At 46.1% G+C, this 15,391-nt stretch carries 14 protein-coding genes; 9 read left to right on the top strand and 5 right to left on the bottom strand.

Annotated elements, in window-relative coordinates; translation table 11 throughout:
- Nucleotides 1-67 precede the first annotated feature (67 nt).
- Nucleotides 68-1,762, bottom strand: a complete 1,695-nt coding sequence (locus BMX44_RS09715; protein ID WP_090632098.1) for a glutamine--tRNA ligase/YqeY domain fusion protein — start codon at nucleotides 1,760-1,762, stop codon at nucleotides 68-70.
- Between the two features lie 306 nt (nucleotides 1,763-2,068).
- Between BMX44_RS09715 and rplM the strand changes: the two genes are divergently transcribed.
- The 6 genes from rplM to erpA all read left to right on the top strand — a co-directional run bounded on the left by rplM (nucleotide 2,069) and on the right by erpA (nucleotide 5,668).
- Nucleotides 2,069-2,503, top strand: a complete 435-nt coding sequence (gene rplM, locus BMX44_RS09710) for a 50S ribosomal protein L13 (RefSeq protein WP_090632094.1) — start codon at nucleotides 2,069-2,071, stop codon at nucleotides 2,501-2,503.
- Nucleotides 2,504-2,509: 6 nt separating this feature from the next.
- Complete coding sequence (gene rpsI, locus BMX44_RS09705; RefSeq protein ID WP_090632090.1) at nucleotides 2,510-2,902, top strand: 30S ribosomal protein S9; 393 nt, start codon at nucleotides 2,510-2,512, stop codon at nucleotides 2,900-2,902.
- 103 nt (nucleotides 2,903-3,005) lie between these two features.
- Complete coding sequence (argC, locus tag BMX44_RS09700) at nucleotides 3,006-4,040, top strand: N-acetyl-gamma-glutamyl-phosphate reductase (RefSeq protein ID WP_090632087.1); 1,035 nt, start codon at nucleotides 3,006-3,008, stop codon at nucleotides 4,038-4,040.
- A gap of 41 nt (nucleotides 4,041-4,081) precedes the next feature.
- Complete coding sequence (locus BMX44_RS09695) at nucleotides 4,082-4,810, top strand: DUF6776 family protein (RefSeq protein WP_090632081.1); 729 nt, start codon at nucleotides 4,082-4,084, stop codon at nucleotides 4,808-4,810.
- 14 nt (nucleotides 4,811-4,824) lie between these two features.
- Entirely contained in the window at nucleotides 4,825-5,235 is a 411-nt protein-coding gene (locus BMX44_RS09690; RefSeq protein ID WP_090632076.1) for a bactofilin family protein, read from the top strand.
- 70 nt (nucleotides 5,236-5,305) lie between these two features.
- Complete coding sequence (gene erpA, locus BMX44_RS09685; protein WP_425433715.1) at nucleotides 5,306-5,668, top strand: iron-sulfur cluster insertion protein ErpA; 363 nt, start codon at nucleotides 5,306-5,308, stop codon at nucleotides 5,666-5,668.
- 26 nt (nucleotides 5,669-5,694) lie between these two features.
- On the opposite strand, the gene BMX44_RS09680 is transcribed toward erpA, so the two are convergent.
- Together BMX44_RS09680 and BMX44_RS09675 are read right to left on the bottom strand one after the other, a co-directional pair.
- Nucleotides 5,695-6,792 carry an anhydro-N-acetylmuramic acid kinase gene (locus BMX44_RS09680; protein ID WP_090632071.1) on the bottom strand — a complete coding sequence of 366 codons (1,098 nt, stop codon included), beginning with the start codon at nucleotides 6,790-6,792 and terminating at the stop codon, nucleotides 5,695-5,697.
- A gap of 159 nt (nucleotides 6,793-6,951) precedes the next feature.
- Nucleotides 6,952-8,295 (bottom strand): M23 family metallopeptidase, encoded by a 1,344-nt coding sequence (locus tag BMX44_RS09675; RefSeq protein WP_090632067.1) that lies wholly within the window; start codon nucleotides 8,293-8,295, stop codon nucleotides 6,952-6,954.
- A gap of 175 nt (nucleotides 8,296-8,470) precedes the next feature.
- Here BMX44_RS09675 and tyrS point away from each other — a divergent pair, with 175 nt between their 5' ends.
- Together tyrS and BMX44_RS09665 are read left to right on the top strand one after the other, a co-directional pair.
- Nucleotides 8,471-9,673: a tyrosine--tRNA ligase gene (tyrS, locus tag BMX44_RS09670; protein WP_090632230.1), complete on the top strand. Its 1,203-nt coding sequence runs from the start codon at nucleotides 8,471-8,473 to the stop codon at nucleotides 9,671-9,673.
- Between the two features lie 49 nt (nucleotides 9,674-9,722).
- Complete coding sequence (locus tag BMX44_RS09665) at nucleotides 9,723-10,223, top strand: hypothetical protein (protein WP_090632063.1); 501 nt, start codon at nucleotides 9,723-9,725, stop codon at nucleotides 10,221-10,223.
- Between the two features lie 217 nt (nucleotides 10,224-10,440).
- Here the strand turns inward: BMX44_RS09665 and BMX44_RS09660 are convergent, their stop codons facing one another.
- Nucleotides 10,441-13,215 carry a multicopper oxidase domain-containing protein gene (locus BMX44_RS09660; protein WP_090632058.1) on the bottom strand — a complete coding sequence of 925 codons (2,775 nt, stop codon included), beginning with the start codon at nucleotides 13,213-13,215 and terminating at the stop codon, nucleotides 10,441-10,443.
- Nucleotides 13,216-13,248: 33 nt separating this feature from the next.
- Entirely contained in the window at nucleotides 13,249-14,301 is a 1,053-nt protein-coding gene (locus tag BMX44_RS09655) for a multicopper oxidase domain-containing protein (protein ID WP_090632054.1), read from the bottom strand.
- Between the two features lie 662 nt (nucleotides 14,302-14,963).
- Here BMX44_RS09655 and BMX44_RS09650 point away from each other — a divergent pair.
- Nucleotides 14,964-15,215 (top strand): hypothetical protein, encoded by a 252-nt coding sequence (locus BMX44_RS09650; RefSeq protein WP_143056917.1) that lies wholly within the window; start codon nucleotides 14,964-14,966, stop codon nucleotides 15,213-15,215.
- The last annotated feature ends 176 nt before the right edge of the window (nucleotides 15,216-15,391 follow it).

The following is a 15,391-nucleotide window of genomic DNA, read 5'->3' as shown; positions in this document are numbered from 1 at the left end:
TGTTCTAATGAAGCATGTCATGCTCAAAAGAAAAAGATTATTGTAAACGGTGCGCAAAGACTGCCATTCATGTGCCCGCAGTTTTTCCCCAGGAGTCCCGTAATGTGACCGACCTGTTGAATACAGGTTTGCCGGGACGGCTGTCGATACAGTCTGCGATAAAGTAACCATTGCGCTCGAACTGAAAACACTGTTCCGGCTCTGCTTCCAATATCGCCGACTCTACAAGAGCATGGATAGTCATTTTTGAATACGGGTTAAGGGCGTTTTTGTAGTCCTTGTCGCCGCTGTCAGGATAGGGATCGTTGAACAAACGGTCAAAAAGTCGGATTTCCACGGTCTTGGCGTGATTGGCGGCCAGCCAGTGTATATTTCCCTTTACTTTACGCTTCGTAGCGCCATCTGTACCGCTTTTGGTCTCGGGATCGTAAGTGCAGTGGATTGCCGCGATTTCTCCTTGTGCATTTTTTTCAATGCGCTCGAATTTTATGATGTAAGCATAGCGAAGACGAACTTCCCCGTCGGGTTTGAGCCGAAAAAAACCTTTAACGGGTTCTTCCATAAAATCATCCTGTTCTATATACACGACTTTGGCAAACGGTATAGTTCGTTTTCCCCATTCGGGTTTTTGTGGATGATTGGGCGCAAAGCAATCTTCTTCCTGATTTTCTGGATAATTGTCGATTATCAGTTTCAAGGGTTTCAGGATTGCAATACGGCGTGGCGCATGTTCATTCAGGTCTTCACGCAGACAATCTTCCAGTACGCCCATATCGATCCAGGAATCTGCCTTGCTTACGCCGATGCGTTCGGCAAATTTCTGAATTGATAGTGGCGTATAACCCCGACGACGCACGCCAGCTAATGTGCTAAGACGCGGATCATCCCAGCCGTCGACAAGTTTTTGTTCAACCAGCTCAATGAGTTTTCGTTTGCTCATCACAGTGTAGGTTAGATTGAGGCGTGCGAATTCAATTTGTTGCGGATGACAGGGTAAATGTTCTTGTAGTTGATCCAGCACCCAGTCATAAAGGGGGCGGTGATCCTCAAATTCGAGCGTGCACAATGAGTGTGTTATATTTTCAATCGCATCGGAAATACAATGCGTGTAATCATACATGGGATAAATGCACCATTTGTCTCCGGTACGCTGATGATGTGCATAGCGGATACGGTAAATAACCGGATCGCGCATATTGATATTCGGTGATGACATATCGATTTTGGCGCGCAATACATGGGTGCCCTCTGCGAACTCACCTGCTTTCATGCGACGAAATAAATCCATGTTCTCCATCACAGAACGATCACGGAAAGGGCTATGCACCCCCGGGGTGGTTAGCGTGCCGCGTCTTTCACGTATTTCGTCGGCAGATTGACTGTCGATATAAGCTTTGCCCGCTGCAATCAAATACTCTGCAAATGCATATAACTGATCAAAATAATCTGAAGAAAAGTGCAGATGCTCGCCCCAGTCAAAACCCAGCCAGCGTACATTGTCGCAGATAGCATCGACGAATTCCTGTGCCTCTTTTTCCGGATTGGTATCATCAAAGCGCAAATGACAGACGCCATTAAATTCTTTGGCAATACCAAAGTTCAGACAAATACTCTTTGCGTGTCCGATATGCAGATAACCGTTTGGCTCTGGCGGAAATCGGGTCTCTACTCTACCTTGCCATTTACCGGTTCTATTGTCTTCATTAATGATACTGCGAATAAAATTGGAAGCTGTCGATTCTTTTGAGGATGGATTTTTCATAAAAAATAAAGCGCTTGTTTTTTTGAATGTGATTTATGTTGATGGCATTGAATTTTAGTAGTTGCCGGCTGCAATAGTCTTTGCAGTAGGCGGAACATGCCGCAACTCGCAACTACGCTGAAAAAACCGCTTAATCATTGCATGGTCTTTAGTCTTAATATATTTGATTAATCCCAATAATTATAACTTTGATTGTTTAAAAATTTATTTAAACTTCGCGTTTTCCAAAAGTTGTTTTGATTGACTTTTGGGGTTGTGTCGAATAAAATCACCGCCTCTTTTAGAATTTGCAGGATAGATTTTTTCGTGAAAACATTCTCAGCCAAAGCACACGAAGTAAAACATGACTGGTATGTTATCGATGCTACTGATAAAGTATTGGGTCGCCTTGCTTCTGCAATAGCGCACCGCTTGCGTGGCAAGCATAAGGCCATTTATACGCCTCATGTTGATACAGGCGATTATATAGTCGTCATAAATGTCGATAAATTACGTATAACCGGTAATAAAGCGGATGATAAAAAATATTACAGGCATACAGGTTATCCGGGTGGATTATATGAAACAAACTTCAGGAAGATGCACACCCGTTTTCCCGGTAGACCGCTCGAGAAAGCAGTCAAGGGCATGCTACCCAAGGGTCCATTGGGATATGCCATGATTAAAAAGCTCAAACTGTATGCAGGCGATGCACATCCGCATGCGGCGCAACAACCTCAACCCCTTGAAATCAGGGCATAATTAAATATGACAACACAGTTTAATTACGGAACCGGCCGACGTAAAAGCGCCGTAGCGCGGGTTTATATAAAACCGGGCACAGGTTCGATTATTGTAAACAACAAACCTGTCGATGAATATTTTTCGCGGGAAACGGGTCAAATGGTTGTTAAACAGCCGCTGGAGCTTACAGAACATCTGACAACATTTGATATCATGGTGAATATACGTGGTGGCGGTGAATCAGGGCAAGCTGGGGCAGTGAGGCATGGTATCACCCGCGCATTAATTGACTATGACGCTGAGCTGAAACCGATATTGAGCAAGGCCGGACTGGTTACGCGTGATGCACGTGAAGTTGAGAGAAAAAAGGTTGGTTTGCGTAAAGCGAGGCGGCGCAAGCAATTTTCCAAACGCTGAGATTTTGCTTCATTTGAATGCACAAAGCCGCCGTTTTATGGCGGCTTTTTTGTTTTCAATCATATATGTGCTGGATAATATAAATTTTGTATCATGAAATCATATGATTAAAGTTGGTATTGTAGGTGGGACAGGTTATACAGGCGTAGAGTTGCTGCGTATTCTGATACAACATCCTGAAGTTAAAATTACAACCATTACATCGCGCAATGAATCGGGTATGGATGTGGCGGAATTGTTCGCCAGTTTAAGGGGGCGTATTGATCTGAAATTCAGCGATCCATCAGCGTCTGCACTTGATCAATGTGACCTGGTCTTCTTCGCAACGCCCAACGGGATCGCCATGCAACAAGCTCAAGCATTGTTAGAGGCGGGTGTGAAAATAATTGATCTGGCTGCTGATTTTCGCATAAAAGATACTGCAGAATGGGAGAAATGGTACGGCATGCAACATGCATGCCCCGAACTGGTGGCGCGTGCTGTTTACGGTTTGCCGGAAATGAATCGTGCAGAAATTAAAAGTGCGTGTCTGGTTGCCAATCCTGGTTGCTATCCTACAGCGGTGCAGTTGGGGTTTTTGCCCGTTATTGAGATGGGTATTGTTGATGCAAATCATTTGATTGCCGACGTAAAATCAGGTGTGTCCGGTGCGGGTAGAAAAGCAGAAGTACATACATTGATGGCAGAGGCTTCAGATAATTTCAAAGCATATGGAGTACCGGGCCACAGACATCATCCCGAAATCAGGCAAGGATTGACCAAAATTGCCGGCAAACCAGTCGGGCTTACATTTGTACCGCATCTGGTGCCAATGATACGGGGCATTCATGCTACTCTGTATGCCCGGTTGACTAAAAAGCGCAATATCGATTTGCAGGCAATTTATGAGGAGCGTTTTGCAACAGAAGCATTTGTAGATGTATTGCCAGCAGGAAAACACCCCGAGACGCGTACAGTTCGTGGTTCGAATATTTGTCGAATTGCTGTGCATAGACCGCAAAATAGTGATACCGTTGTAATTCTATCGGTTACTGATAATCTGGTAAAGGGCGCTGCGGGACAGGCTGTGCAGAATATGAATATTATGTTTGGCTTTCCTGAAACGCTTGGTATCAGTCAGATTCCTTTGATACCTTAGCCGATTGTCTGATTGGCTATCAGGTGCCGAAGGGGAATAAATTGTTCAAAAAAAAATCTGAATTGTTGCCTGAACGAGTAATCATACGCTCATATGTTTCCTGGAAGACCCGTTTGTTGGTTGTCTTTTTGATCAGCTTGCTGCTGGCAATGCTTTCCTGGGGTATGTATGAGGCAGGAAAAAGGACAGCAGGGGCAGTGGATGCTGCATCATTGGCAACATTGAGTGAGCCTTATCATGTGGCGACCTGTTTGCAAAAGAAACGGACGGAGCTATGTACACAACTGGCCGAATTGACAAGGCAGTTTCAGATTGTTCAGAGAACCAATGAGGATCTTGCCAGGCAGACACGTTCATTAAGTAAAGAAAACAACAGATTGAAGGAAGAACTTGATTTTTTCGAGCATGTAATGACGGGTAACACAAAGATTGATAATGGTGTTTCAATACATCAATTCAATCTGAAGAAAGATGCTCAGCCAGGCGTATACCGATATTCTGTTTCCATGGTGCAAGGTGGGCAGCGGCCAAAAGATTTTAATGGAAGCCTGAAATTTTTTGTGAATCTCCAGCAGAATGACCAACGAAAAACTGTGCTGTTGACTAATAAAAAAGCAGAAAAAAACTTCGCTATCAGTTTTAAGTTTTATCATAGAATTGAAGAATCGTTCAAAATACCGCCCGACGCAATTGTAGAAAGCATGAAAGTACAGGTTTTTGAACAGGGGGATTCGCAGGTCAAATTGACACAAACTGCAGAACCTTCGTAGTAAAGGAGAAGATCATGTTTGGGAAAAAAAAGAAAGCCAAACTTCACAGCCATATAGACACATTGATTGGCGCTCAAACTCGTATTACCGGTGATGTCTGTTTTAGCGGCGGGTTGCGTGTCGATGGGAATATCAATGGTAATATCATCGCTGAAGATGGTGACCAGCACACATTAATACTCAGTAACGCGGGTTATATTGAAGGGAAGATACAGGTCGCCAATGTGATCATTAATGGTACGGTGAAGGGGCCTATTCATGCTTCCAAATATCTGGAACTGCAAGAAAATGCACAAATTCATGGCGATGTGTATTACGGTTCAATTGAAGTCAAGCTGGGCGCCTCTGTTGATGGGAAAATGATTCATCAGGATAAACTTCAGTCCGAGAAATTGGTCTCATTAATACCGGCTGCACCCGAATGAAAACAGCGGTAATGAAAAGGCGTTGTATTCTCAACGGTTTGTTCAACAAAACAACTGGTTTGTTAAAAAAATGATAACTGAAGCAGGTATGTCCAATACCGAAAATACACCGATTCTGTTTACCGAGAACGCGGCAAACAAAGTCAAGCAGCTAATAACAGAGGAAGGTAATGAAGCGCTTAAATTAAGAGTCTTTGTCAGTGGTGGTGGCTGCTCGGGATTTCAGTATGGATTTACATTTGACGAAACGGTCAATGAAGATGACATGGTCATGGAAAAAAACGGCGTGCAATTGTTAGTTGATTCCATGAGTTTCCAGTATCTGATCGGGGCTGAGATTGATTACCAGGAAAATATAAAAGGTGCCCAGTTCGTCATCAAGAACCCAGGAGCTTCCAGTACTTGCGGATGTGGTTCTTCATTCACGGTTTAAGATCATCAGTAATTCAGTTTCGTCTGTTACGCGGGGTATACTGCACCCAGTATCCGTTTACCCAATGCGCCGGTGACAGCGGGGATATTTCCCGGAATTCTTAAAATTGTTTGACGGGCAAGCCAGGCAAAGGCGCTGGCCTCAACCCAATCTACAGGTATTCCGAGTTCATCGGTCAAAGAAACTTTTATACCGGAGAGTAATTTCTTCAAATGATGAACCAAATGCAGGTTGCGTGCACCACCGCCGCACAAGTAGATTTCGTTGGAGTTTGGATAATACGTCTGGATGGCCTGTGAAATGGATACGGTCGATAACTGTATTAATGTTGCCTGCACATCCTCAGGAAGTTCATCTCGTAAGTGGCTTTCCAGCCATTTGTAATTAAACAAATCTCTTCCCGTACTTTTGGGAGGAGGTAAAGAAAAAAAATCGATTGAAAGTAATTTATCAAGTAGTGTCGGAATGACGCTGCCGGTTGCTGCCCAGTCGCCATTATTATCAAAATTTTTGCCGGTGTGTCGTTGGCACCAGGCGTCCAAAAGTATATTACCGGGACCACAGTCAAATCCGCTGACTTCACCACATGGATCTAGATAAGTTAAATTGGCGATGCCGCCGATGTTGACAATGACGCGGCGGTGGCTCGAACTCATGAATGCGGCGCGGTGAAAGGCAGGTACCAGTGGTGCGCCCTGACCTCCGGCGGCAAGATCGCGGCTTCTGAAATCGGAAACAACGGAAATACAGGTCAATTCAGCGAGTAGTGCGGCGTTGACAAGCTGTATAGTGTATTTTTTCTCGATTTCCGGACAATGACGAATTGTCTGTCCATGGCATCCGATCGCGGTTATTTCCTGTGGCGATACTGCGCTGTCTTTCAAGAGACCTTTGACTGCAGCTGCATATACGTGGGCCAGGCGGTTGCTGACCATTGCCGATGTATTGAGCTCGTCATAGTCGGTATGATTCAGAGCGAGTAATTTTGATTTGAGTGAATCGTCGTAAGGCAGAAAAAAGGTTTTTGCAAGTGAAATCCTGTCCGATCTGAAATCGACTAATACGGCATCGACACCATCCAGGCTGGTGCCGGACATGATGCCGATGTAATAAGTGGATTCCAAGAAGATTAACTCAAAAGACGTTACGCAAAGTCAGTAACAGACATTTTGCAGTTCCTTTGCGATGCCATGTTCGAACTCAATACACTATGACCAATCATTTAATGCCCGGTTTGCAGCCTGTTTCTGGCTGGGTATGATCGGTATCAGCGTAGCAAACAGTTAATTATTATTCGATGCAAGATGCAGATTGCGCATGATATCCAGACGGGAAAGCAGCGCCGTGGCTTCCTTCTGGAACGCTGGTAAATCTTTTTTCGCAATTGGCGTTGCTGTCGGTAGCGCTATTTTTGACGGATCACGCTGTACACCGTTGACGCGCAATTCATAATGCAGATGCGGACCTGTTGCCATTCCTGTCATGCCGACGTAACCAATAACATCGCCCTGGCTGACACGCGAGCCATTTTTGAGGCCTTTGGCAAAACCCGATAAATGCCCATAAGCGGTTTCGTATTGATCATCATGTTTAATTATGATGAGTTTGCCGTAACCTCTTTGTGTCCCTGCAAATGTGACTTTGCCATTAGCGGTTGATTTTACAGGTGTGCCAGTCGGAGCAGCATAATCAATTCCCTTGTGCGCACGCCATTTCTTGAGTACGGGGTGAAAGCGTGCTTTACTGAAACCGGAGCTGATGCGTGAGAATTCGAGTGGTGCTTTCAAAAATGCTTTGCGCAGGCTTTCCCCTTCGGGCGTGTAATAGCCAAAGTCACCATTGGATGATTGAAAATATATCGCCTGGTAAGTTTTGCGTTGATTGGTGAATTCAACTGCAATGACCTTTCCCGATTTGCTGGCACCGCCGCTACTGTCGATTAATGTTTCATAGACGACAGTGAAACGATCGCCTTGCCGCAGATCACGGTGAAAATCGATCTCGGATGCCAGAATGTCGATCATTTGGGTGGCAATGTTGTTGGGTATGCCGGCTTTGTCGGTTGCAGCAAAAAGTGAACTGTTGACGGTGCCCGATTTCATCTGAATTTGTGATTCAAGTTCAATTTTCTGTTCGGACATATTGAACACATGTTCCGTTTTTTCCATCAGGAACAGTTCTTCATTGCCAAAGAAATAGCGCAATGTCAGCAGATTACCGTCCGCAGTTGTTTGTGCGTGGATGATTTTTCCGGGCTGTAGCTGCCGCATGGCACGGCTGTCACGGGCCGCCTTAAGGAAATTCAGCTTGTCATGCTGATTGACTTCAAGACGATCCAGTATCGCGGCAATGGTATCACCGCGACGAATGGTTTCCTGTCGCCAGAATGACTGATCTGAGATGGCTTCCAGTTCGGGTAATACGTCGGGCAGGTAAAGGTCGCGTACGACTTCCTTAATCTCGACTTCATGAAGAGCAGGCGAATTCGGCGCAATGCCGAAAGCGGTAACAAATCCAAATAATGGTATGGTTGATAATACTATGAGCCAACGGAGTGTTTTTTTGGTTAGTCTCGATGATTTTTGAGCTAAAATGCTTGAATTGCTGCGTATTGGCATAAATCGCATACAGGACAGTCCCCCTTCTCTTTTATATTGATTCAATTCATGTCATGTCGCAAATACCGTTAATTCTAACACGATAAATCAAAAACATTGTACCTAAGTACACTACTCAGATAGTAAAATTGAATATCGAGACGGAAATTAATTTCGATTGGAACTACTTGTTAAAAATTTAGTTGTGGATAATACAGTCAATCAGCAAATAGAAATAATAAAGTACGGCAGCCATGAGCTGCTCATAGAAAAGGAACTCGAGAGTAAATTGAAAGCCGGCAAGCCGTTGCGGGTTAAAGCAGGGTTCGATCCAACCGCTCCGGATTTACACCTTGGTCATGCGGTGCTGTTGAACAAAATGCGGCAATTACAGGAACTTGGGCATCATGTTTTGTTCCTAATCGGTGATTTTACCGGCATGATAGGCGACCCTAGCGGTAAAAACACGACGCGACCACCGCTGACACGTGAACAAGTAGCCGATAACGCAAGGTCTTACACGGACCAGGTATTTAAAATTCTGCATCCTGAACAGACTGAAATTGTGTTTAACTCATCCTGGATGGATGGGTTTGATGCAGCGGACCTGATCCGGTTAGCTTCGACATACACCGTTGCGCGTATGCTGGAACGCGATGATTTCGAGAAACGTTACCGCAATAATCAGTCTATTGCGATTCACGAATTTTTGTATCCATTGGTACAGGGATACGATTCTGTTGCATTGAAAGCAGACCTGGAGTTGGGAGGAACGGATCAGAAATTTAATCTGCTGGTAGGGCGAGAACTGCAAAAGCATTTTGGCCTGCCGCAGCAGTGCATTCTCACCATGCCTCTACTGGAAGGCCTGGATGGTGTCAATAAGATGTCCAAATCACTGAATAACTATGTCGGGATTACAGAAAGTCCGACAGAAATTTTTGGCAAATTGATGTCGGTTTCAGATCAATTAATGTGGCGTTATATTGAATTATTGTCATCCGAGCCTATCGAAACCATACATGCCTGGCAACAGGAGGTCGATACAGGACGGAATCCAAGAGATATCAAGGTAATATTTGCGCAGGAAATCGTTACGCGCTTTCACAGTCGGAACGCAGCAGAGTCAGCACTCGTTGATTTTGAAATGCGGTTCAAGCGCGGTGCGCTTCCAGACGAAATACCTGAAAAGACTGTTCAGGTCGATGGTAAAACCATCCGGTTGACGTCTCTTATGAAACAGGCGGGACTATCAGCAAGCACAAGTGAAGCAATGCGCATGATCGATCAGGGTGCTGTCAAAGTCGATGGAGAAAAGATCGAAGATAAATCGAGAGAAATACAGCGAAGTGAGACAATAGTTATACAAGTCGGCAAGCGCAAGTTTGCCAGGGTGACGACTGCATAAGTCACTTGATTTTTGTCCGGTTTGTCTAACTTTTATTAAGGAAAAAATCATGATTCGTAATCCAATAGATGTGTCAACGCGTGTGAGTTCCAATCTCTCCGCGTTGATTGAAACACGTTTGAATACCGCAGATCCCGAGGAGTATGTCACGCTCGCAGTTATACGAGATTATCTGACCGATATGCTGTCGGCGGCGTTTACCGAGACGGAACATATTCATCACTTTGATATTAATGATTCGCTGCTTGACGAGCTGGACGCATTGATTGAAGAATTTGGCGAAACGGCGCTGGCGAGTGATTTCGTGCAAAACAGCGCCAGCGAACCCATGTCAAGAGTCATTGATGCGGTCATTAACAGCAGGGATCAGGATACCCCGCCGACACTGGAAGCGGTCAGAGAGGCTATCGCAATGGGGTTGCCGGCAAGGCTCGTTGGAGATGGTGTGCTGGATGAAGACGAAGATGATGCGCTCCTTGCAGAAATTGATGCGTTAATCAATCGGCACGGTGGTGATGCACTGGCCGAGGAGTTTTTGCGTTACGAATAAGACCCGAATAAGACCGAGCATCAGGTCAACGTCTGCATCATTCGTTGATTGAAAAAAGAATAATAGGCGGTTGCGGAAAATCGGCAAAAGTATGCCTGAATGTCGCTTTAAATCCGGATATGCTGACGAAATAAAAAACCGTGCACCAAAAAATGGTGCACGGTTTTTTTAGAAATACCAGCTTGGTTTCTAGTGATGCAAGTTATAGCTGACCGGTTTAGGGAACAGCGTTTTTCTGCGCATCAGTCAAACCAGTCTGCCATCCGGATGGCAGATGTTGTACCCAGCCGTTATACACATTAGGGATTGCCAGTACGCCCTGACCGCCCATGCCTGCCAGGCTGACCACAGCATCATCTGTAGCCGCAGTGCTATCTGCCATGGAGATTGTGCCGGCAACAATAGCATCAGAGAAATTGCCGTCGCCATTAGGGTCAGGATCAACCACAATCAGTCGGTTGGAAAATTTGCTGCTGACGTAAGCGTAATAACCTCCTCCGGCTTTGGCGCCGAAATTGACGCCATGACAGCCAGGGTCGCAAGGTAATATGGCCACGACTGTATCAGAGCTGGTGTCGACAACGGTGATTGTGCCGCCCGTATTTGCCGTTACCACCACGCGGCCGGTCGGATCAACAGGGGTCTGGATCGGTAAGATGCCGGAATTTGCTGCACCTTCGCCCGTTACGGGATTATAGGCAGCAATCAGATTGATGTATGGTTTGCCGCCGTTTGCAGCTACCGGAACCGGGTTACCGTCAAAGTCATAAACATTCAATGAGTGGTCCAGCAGGTTGGCGGCGTAAATTCTGTCATTGCCGACGCCAATCGCGATTGGGTGTGGCCCGTGCGGGAAATTACCACCAGCGGCCGGACGTGCCATGATCTGCCCGGAATTGCCGTCATAAAAACCGGTATCCGATGTATTGATATTTGGTGTAACGATTTTACCTTCCGGTGTAATCCAGTGACCATGCGGGTTTGCTGGCACCTGTCCAGGCATTTGCGTAGGGATGCTGGATACCGGCGTCGTCGTGCCTGCCGGAATGGTGACCACCCTGTTTTCGCCATTAATGGCCACGGTAATATCATCACTGTCCGGCATCGTCATGACATGGGACGGTGAATCGCCAATCCGAATATTGTCGATCAGTTGGCCGTTGGACTGATTGATGAATGTCAGCTTGTTGTCGAACCATTGTGTCTGGAAAACGGTCGATTGATTGCGATCAATCCACATATTATGTGGATGATTCATGTTGATTGACGGCAATGCAATCTTGCGTTTGATCGTCCAGTCCGACGTGTCGAGTACGGTGATGGTTCCGGGTTTGGTTTTGCTGGCCGTTTTTTCAAACTGCGTATTAATCCATACCTCGCCGACTCCTGGCGTAGCAGGATTGGACAACGGACTCAGGGCAATGTCCTGACCATACCGGCTTTCGAGTACAGCCTTCAGATTCAACACCGCTCCACCACTCAAGCGTACGTCAACGTTCGGGTATTCCGCATGCCATGGTGCGGCAGATGTGTAATCCTGCCAGTTTCTCTGGGTAGTGGCGACAAAAAATGTTCTCAGCAAGCGCGTAGCGAGATCGCTGGTAGTCGGCAAATCATGGATACCAACCACCAGATCAATTGCTTCGCCCAAATCCAGCCCGTCCGTGCTGGGATCGTCTACGATCACGGCGCCAAACATATAAGGATGGATTTTACAGGTGAATACATACAGACCCGGTGTATTGAGTTGTACAATGCCGCCGCCGCGGTAGGCCTTGGTCTGGTCAAACGGAATGTCATGCTTGTTATCTGTGTCGGCATCACTTGGCCAGATCAGGGTTGTAATGGTGTGCACCGCGTTGGTGTCCGACATAATGAAATGCGCACTGCTGCCTGGGGCCATTACTTCAAGTGAACGCGTTTTGATATTGAGTGCACCGATCGGGCCGGCGGGGTCGATGATCGCGTCGCTGCGCGCACTTCTGAACCAGCTGCCGGGCTCGTCCGAAATTTCAAAGGTGACCAGACCAGGGTCGCTCTGGTTGGGACTCAGAAGTATCGCACCATACGGTGACGCGCCCGCAACACTGACACCGGATGCAGCACCGTGCTCGTCCACACGGAATCGTGCGGCCATGTTGGATTCCATGTGCGATACCACATGACAGTGCAAGTGCCACATGCCCGCGCCGACACCGCTACCTGCTTTAAGCGTGAAGGCGTGGCTGTCCGCCTTGCCGGCCAGTATTTTGACGTCAATGATATGCGGTGTGCGGCCCTGGTTGATCGGGTCGACCTCGTCTAGCCAGCGGTGTGCGTGCAAATGGAATGTATGGTCGTGTTCTAATGACAGCACATGAAAGCGCACGATTTCATCCAGATTGGCACCAAGTACCGGGTTGGTCCACAGAGGGGTCTGCGTACCGTTGACAATTTCAGCGCCCCAGAACGTGGAACCAACCATGAACATGATGTATTCCTTGTCCAGATCGGCGATGTCGGTCGGGGTGATGGTGCCGTCACCGTCAATATAGCTTTGTACGGAACCGTCGGCGGCGTTGACGACTAGAGCACCAAACAGGCCCAGCAATCCGGACCCGTCGTCATGATACGGATATGTGCCGGTTTTGCTGGCAGTAAAGGAGTAATTCTGTGAACCGCCGCCAGCGGCAGCCTCGGCCGCGTTTTCCAGAATGCCGGGAATATTGATGCCAACGGGAACGCTGGTGTTGTTCGTCAGTGAAATGTTGACTGTATCACCCTGCTGGACAAAGAGAGTCGGGCCGGGTATGGCTGTTTCTGCCGGGTAATTTTGATTTGACCCGACGTGGCTGATCATTTTATAGCCAAGCTGGCCGTTTGGCAGCGTCTCCGCTGAAAGGCTGATTGTATGCGTGGCTGCCAGCGCGATACTTGAAAAGAACAATGCGGTTATGAACGCAACCGTTGCCGCCACTGTTTTTTTATTCGATCCAAAGATAATAAATTTCATTCTTCTGTCCTTTGATTGAGAATTACGTTTCAATTAGGGATTAACGTTAAAGTTGCCCTGCATACCCAGTGAGTTACCGGGAAAGGTGTCATCCTTATACTGTGAATCCCATGCTGCCTGGACAGCAAAAACATGCTTCTCTAATGGGCCAATCACTTTTTCAGTAATAATCAGATTTGTACCGGGATCGATCCATCCGTAATGGTTCATTTTGAAATTGTGTGAATTGGAACCAAGCGCAATCAGATGAAAGCGGACATTGTTGCCCTGATGGGCCGAGAGCGTCGGGTTATGCCAGAGTGGCGTCTGCTGGCCTGTCTTGTTATCGATTTCGGTTCCCCAGAACGCGTCATCACCGATAAACAGGACATATTCCTTTTTGATACTGGAAACAGGCACATTTTTTAGCTTTCCGGTCTTGTTCAGGGCCTGCATACTGGTGCGCCCATTGACAATGACAGCGCCATACAACCCTCTGTCCTCGGCACCATTGAGCGTGATCATATTGTGATCGTGGTAGGGCCATGTACCTGCTGTGCCGGGTGCGGCAACCCAGTGATACGTATAACTCATCGTGGGCGTGGCGCTTTCGTCTGCAACCAGATTAATGTATTCGAGGGTGCCGTCACTGTGAATATCGTAATGCACGCCATGTACATGGACGCTGACCTGTTCAAGTGTGGCCGAATTGCCCGGGTCGAATACGTGTTTCAACGTGAGTACGACTTCATCACCTTCGTCGATGACCAGGGTTGGTCCCGGTATCGTCGGCTCCGATACATACCTGGATGTCACATCGGTTTCCTTGTTGCCCTTTTTAATGATGTGCCGGGCCATACGGTAAGCAAACAGATCGTTTCCGCCTTCAACGCCGGCCGGTATTTTCTCGGCCCACAGTTCGATTATGTGTGTTTTTCCTGCGCTGGCAGCGAATGCAGTCTGGATGCACAATATTAACGCGAGCGCGGTCAGTATATAAAAAACAAAACTGGTCTGTTTTTGCGCGCCTCGTCGAGCAGACACTGTTGCCGTAGACGCCAAGTGCGAATGTTTCGGCCGTAATGTATGCATTACTTTACGTATCATTTAATTCCCCTCCGTTAATGATTTATCTAGATTGGTGCTAAATTCAGAAACGTAATTTCAGTGAAAATTACGTCAATGTTTTTCCAAGCATTTTTTGTGCCAGAAATTTATTAGATATTTAACCCGTTGATTATTATGAGATAAAAATTTGAGGTGCGGATTGTATCTCGAAACAAAAAACCATAATGACATTAAGTAAAATATTTCGACACAATTTGAGCACTAAAAGCATTAATTATCATATGGTTATTATCAGGTTTGAAATGTTTCAAAATGGTTTCAATTTGTTGAAAGCTAAGCAACTTTCACAGGCACAGGTGCGACAATTTGTCGCACCTGTGCCAAAAATGCAGTGTAAAATTTTTCGACAGTATGATGAGGTGAGCACAAAAGGCTGGAGATTAAGACGTATTTTATGAATTATTTATCAAATGCTTATTGAGTATTTTCCTGAAATCAGAGTGTGTGCAACAAAAACCAGGGCCGGTGGTGAGCGTATAAATGCAGTCTTATGAAATATGGCAAATCAATGCATGCCATTACACGAAATTTCATCAAAAATTAAATAATCTGTAATTTTCTGTACATAAATGCGGCGTATCGTATGTTCCTGCAGCATTGTTGTTTTATGGTAAATTTTTAATGACTACGAGGTGTCAAACATGAAGTACAGAAATATCTCAGGGGGATTGGTAATCTTTGCACTGGCCATTGCAATGATAAGTGGTCCGTTATATGCAAAAAATGAAACTGCACTGAAAAAAAGTTTGCGGGAACATGCTGTGGGCATTGCAACCAGTTCGCTCGGTAAGCGGATCAATGAAAAATTATTAAAATTACGTAAGGAATTGTCACCCTTATCTACCGGTGACAGTATCGTCCAGCGTTATAATAAGAAGCTCGAGGCCAAATAGACTCATGCTTGATGAATAGTCGCGACAGCTGTTGATGAGTCAATACTTTTCGACTGTTCGTTCAGTTCTAACAATTTTTCATTTATCACGCTACTCGCAAAAAAACTGTGTAAAGCCACCCTGGTTTTAGCAGTTTTTGATTTGTATCTAGAGCCTTCCGGAAACACCCGTTTTCA

The organism is Nitrosomonas marina (assembly GCF_900110145.1).
GTDB classification, from domain to species: Bacteria; Pseudomonadota; Gammaproteobacteria; order Burkholderiales; family Nitrosomonadaceae; genus Nitrosomonas; species Nitrosomonas marina.
Note: the sequence above shows the minus strand (reverse complement) of the source record. Positions and strands in the feature narration are given on the sequence as shown.

Coding starts and splice junctions, on each gene's coding strand:
- BMX44_RS09660 (WP_090632058.1), bottom strand. CDS start 13,215: ATGAAATTTATTATCTTTGGATCGAATAAAAAAACAGTGGCGGCAACG.
- BMX44_RS09690 (WP_090632076.1), top strand. CDS start 4,825: ATGTTTGGGAAAAAAAAGAAAGCCAAACTTCACAGCCATATAGACACA.
- BMX44_RS09715 (WP_090632098.1), bottom strand. CDS start 1,762: ATGAAAAATCCATCCTCAAAAGAATCGACAGCTTCCAATTTTATTCGC.
- BMX44_RS09665 (WP_090632063.1), top strand. CDS start 9,723: ATGATTCGTAATCCAATAGATGTGTCAACGCGTGTGAGTTCCAATCTC.
- erpA (WP_425433715.1), top strand. CDS start 5,306: ATGATAACTGAAGCAGGTATGTCCAATACCGAAAATACACCGATTCTG.
- BMX44_RS09655 (WP_090632054.1), bottom strand. CDS start 14,301: ATGATACGTAAAGTAATGCATACATTACGGCCGAAACATTCGCACTTG.
- BMX44_RS09650 (WP_143056917.1), top strand. CDS start 14,964: ATGAAGTACAGAAATATCTCAGGGGGATTGGTAATCTTTGCACTGGCC.
- BMX44_RS09675 (WP_090632067.1), bottom strand. CDS start 8,295: ATGCGATTTATGCCAATACGCAGCAATTCAAGCATTTTAGCTCAAAAA.
- rpsI (WP_090632090.1), top strand. CDS start 2,510: ATGACAACACAGTTTAATTACGGAACCGGCCGACGTAAAAGCGCCGTA.
- argC (WP_090632087.1), top strand. CDS start 3,006: ATGATTAAAGTTGGTATTGTAGGTGGGACAGGTTATACAGGCGTAGAG.